The organism is Arthrobacter sp. 05T47 (assembly GCF_056395825.1).
In genome coordinates, this window is the sequence record NZ_JBFTKG010000092.1 from 1 (window position 1) to 2,955 (window position 2,955).

At 61.9% G+C, this 2,955-nt stretch carries 3 protein-coding genes and 1 pseudogene; 2 read left to right on the forward strand and 2 right to left on the reverse strand.

What is annotated here, in order from left to right; all coding sequences use genetic code 11:
• Positions 1-696 (reverse strand): annotated as a pseudogene (locus AC1DEY_RS22815) (hypothetical protein); the annotation flags it as partial.
• A gap of 241 nt (positions 697-937) precedes the next feature.
• On the opposite strand from AC1DEY_RS22815, the gene AC1DEY_RS22820 reads away from it, so the two are divergent.
• Entirely contained in the window at positions 938-1,474 is a 537-nt protein-coding gene (locus tag AC1DEY_RS22820; protein WP_476869987.1) for a TM2 domain-containing protein, read from the forward strand.
• An 18-nt stretch (positions 1,475-1,492) separates the two neighbouring features.
• Positions 1,493-1,864 carry a PH domain-containing protein gene (locus AC1DEY_RS22825; RefSeq protein WP_476869988.1) on the forward strand — a complete coding sequence of 124 codons (372 nt, stop codon included), beginning with the start codon at positions 1,493-1,495 and terminating at the stop codon, positions 1,862-1,864.
• A gap of 743 nt (positions 1,865-2,607) precedes the next feature.
• Here AC1DEY_RS22825 and AC1DEY_RS22830 read toward each other — a convergent pair.
• A partial coding sequence (locus AC1DEY_RS22830; protein ID WP_476869989.1) for an Ltp family lipoprotein occupies positions 2,608-2,955 on the reverse strand: 348 nt, incomplete at its 5' end.

Consider the following 2,955-nt stretch of genomic DNA (forward strand, 5'->3'; position numbering starts at 1 on the left):
CGTCGTGGCGAGATCACCGATTTTGGTTTTGTGTTCCATTTTCTCCGCGAGTGCGTCGAGTTGACGCAACGTGTACGCCTGGGTTCGCGCGATCGATAGCGACGTGGCTTGCACTTTCGACCACGTGACCTCGGAGACCCGGCCGACCTGCTCCCGGATGGTCATGGCCTCCTCGATCACAAGGTCCACTCCGATCATGTCCGCCAACACGGCGTCCTTCTGGGCGCGGAGCACGTCGTCGACCTTCTCATCGATCGTGGCGAGATAGTCGGTGATCTCGTCCATGGTCTGTTGCATCGCAAACTGCGCCATGATCCCCGCGGCACCAGCCAGAATCGCCGGGTTGGCCACAAGCGATCCTGGCCCTTTCACGAATTCGACAAATCCCTTGATCTGGCCGGTGTTCCCCTTTAGCACACCGGAGCGGAGACCCGTCGTCGAACTTTCCCTCAGCCCGTACTTGTTGACAAGCTGTGCTGACTCCTTAGTCAGCTTCACCCAGCGGCCTGAGTTGGCTGCAATCTCGGAACCTGCCTGTGCGACTCCAGCCGCGTTACCGAGGGCAGATCCGAGCCGTTGCAGTCCGAGGTCCTTCGATGGCAGCCCTTCAGAGACGAGGAACCGTTCGACAGCCGACGGATCCCCGATGATCGCCAGGCCATCGCCGTCACTGATCAGCTGAATCTCGTTATCCATGGTGGTCTCCTGAAAAGTGGGCAGGGAAAGCGGCTCTTCTGAGTTGAGAGTGTAGTCGGGACGCGCGCGGCGGTCCGGATGCCGACGGCAATTCAGTCAGGACATACGGCACCAAACAGCGCAATTGGCGATTTCTTCCGTCAAACTGATGTCGGCACATGGATTTTGGGGGATGCCGTCGTAGACGGTGCTGCCGCCTGACCGCCGTGGGCTGCATCATCACTCTTCGAAAGGCACCACCATGACACAGCCTGACCCTGACGCGAACGTTGCCCCTCCGGGAGGCTACCAGCTGCCAGCAGCCCCGCCGTACCAGAGCGAACAGGACCCCGTCGAACCTCGGCAGCAACAGCCCCACGTAAGCCCGCAGCAGGGCTACTCGGTCGAACCGCAGCAGCCGTACGCTGGCCCGCAGCAGGGCCACCCCGTCGGACCGCAGCAGCCGTACCAACAGCCCCAGCACCAGAGCTACCCGCCGGCGCCGTTGCAGCCGCAATACCAGCAGCAGCCCCCGATGCCGAACCCCGCCTACGGCTACCCGCAGCCGAAGTCCAAGGTCGTCGCCGGGCTCCTGGGCATCTTCCTCGGCGGACTCGGTATTCACCGCTTCTACCTGGGCTTCACCAAGATCGCCGTCATCCAGCTCATCCTCACACTGGTCCTGGGCGCGTTCACCTTCGGCATCGTGTGCCTCTGGGGTGTCATCGAAGGCATCATGATCATCGCCGGCTCCGCCCAATTCCAGCGGGACGCGCACGGCGTTCCGCTCCGCGACTGACTCGAACGAGGGAACACATTGACCCAGGTTATCCATGACCGACCGGACCAGCTCGAGCAGATCAAGGCCGGGCTGCTGCAGGGTGAGATAGTTTACGCGGTCTACGACTGCATTGGAGTAGGCACCGGCTTCGTGGGCATCACGAACATGCGCGTCATCCTCCAGGACAAGAGCTTCGTCGGCAATAAGCTCGCCGTCGTTTCRGTGCCCTACAAGAACATCCGCTCCGTCTCCATGCTGTCCAACAAATCGATGATGGGCCGGTTCGCGTCGACGTCCAGCATCGGAATCGACACAGGCTCCAGTGTCAAGGAAGCAGACTTCCGCGGCGACGATAAAGCCAGGCACGCCCACGATCTGATCCTCTGGAATGTGCTGAACACCAAATAGAACGATCACCGGAAGGGCGGCCGGTCCACCCGGCCGCCCATGGGACTGGTGTGAGGATAGCTAGCGGGCGGCTGGAAACCGGTACCGAAATCGAGGCGAACCTTGCCACGGTCGACCGGCTTGCCACGGCGGCCGCAAGAGCGCAGAACTTCGGGGAGTCAACCTTCATCAAGTCGGACCCGCCCGCCGATCCTGTGGTGTTTGAGTGGGGGAGCGCGGTTCTGTGGGTGCAGACGGCTGCATGTGGCCATCTGCACCCACCGTCAGGCTACTTGGTTACGTGAACGACAACGGCTTTGCTAACGGGCTGCGTAGCGCCCGGGTTATCAATTCCGGTGACGGTCCAGTTGCTCAGCAATAGGACTGTCTTGCCTGTATCGGCGTTGTAGAKTACGTTCTCGAATCCCAGAGCAGCCAAGTCCTCGTCGAGGGCCTGAGCATTCATGCCTGCAACTGCGGCAGGAATTACGGCCGTCGCGGCTGGAGCGGGAGCGGCAGGTACGGCTGCCGCAGGCGCGGCGGCTGGAGCCGCCGCCGCGGCCGTCACAGTAGCTGTTACCGTCGCGGTGGCGGTTTCCGTCACAGTCACGGTCTCGGTGACGTTCGGAGCAGCTTTTGGTGTATTTGCTCCTGCGCACCCTGATAGGACCACTAGGAGCGCCAACTTTTGCCGCGGTGGGCTCGCGAGTATGCAAGCGGCCGTGTCGGACTCRACGCCCCACAATTAGGACTGAGGCATGCCGCTAGAGGCCCGTCTGGCTTACTCCGTACTCGGCCTGAGCCGGGGTGAAGCCCTCAAAGGCCAGTTGCTCCTTCAGCCCGGAACGCGAAAAGGATGTGTATTCGAGGTAGCTCTTGGCGGACTTGGCTGCCTGCTCGTTCCAGTCGACTTTCACACGGTCCACCGCCCAGGTAGCATCCGGTGTCGAATACTTCTCGAAGACGAGCTGCTTGATCAGACCCGTGCGCGAGAAGGCTGTGTAGTCGAGGTAGTCTCCAGCGGCCCGCAGAGCGTTTTGCTGGCTGATCGTCCCAGCTTCAGCAGCCGCCTTAGCAGCCGCGTCAGCGTCAGCCTTTGCCTTGGCAGCCGC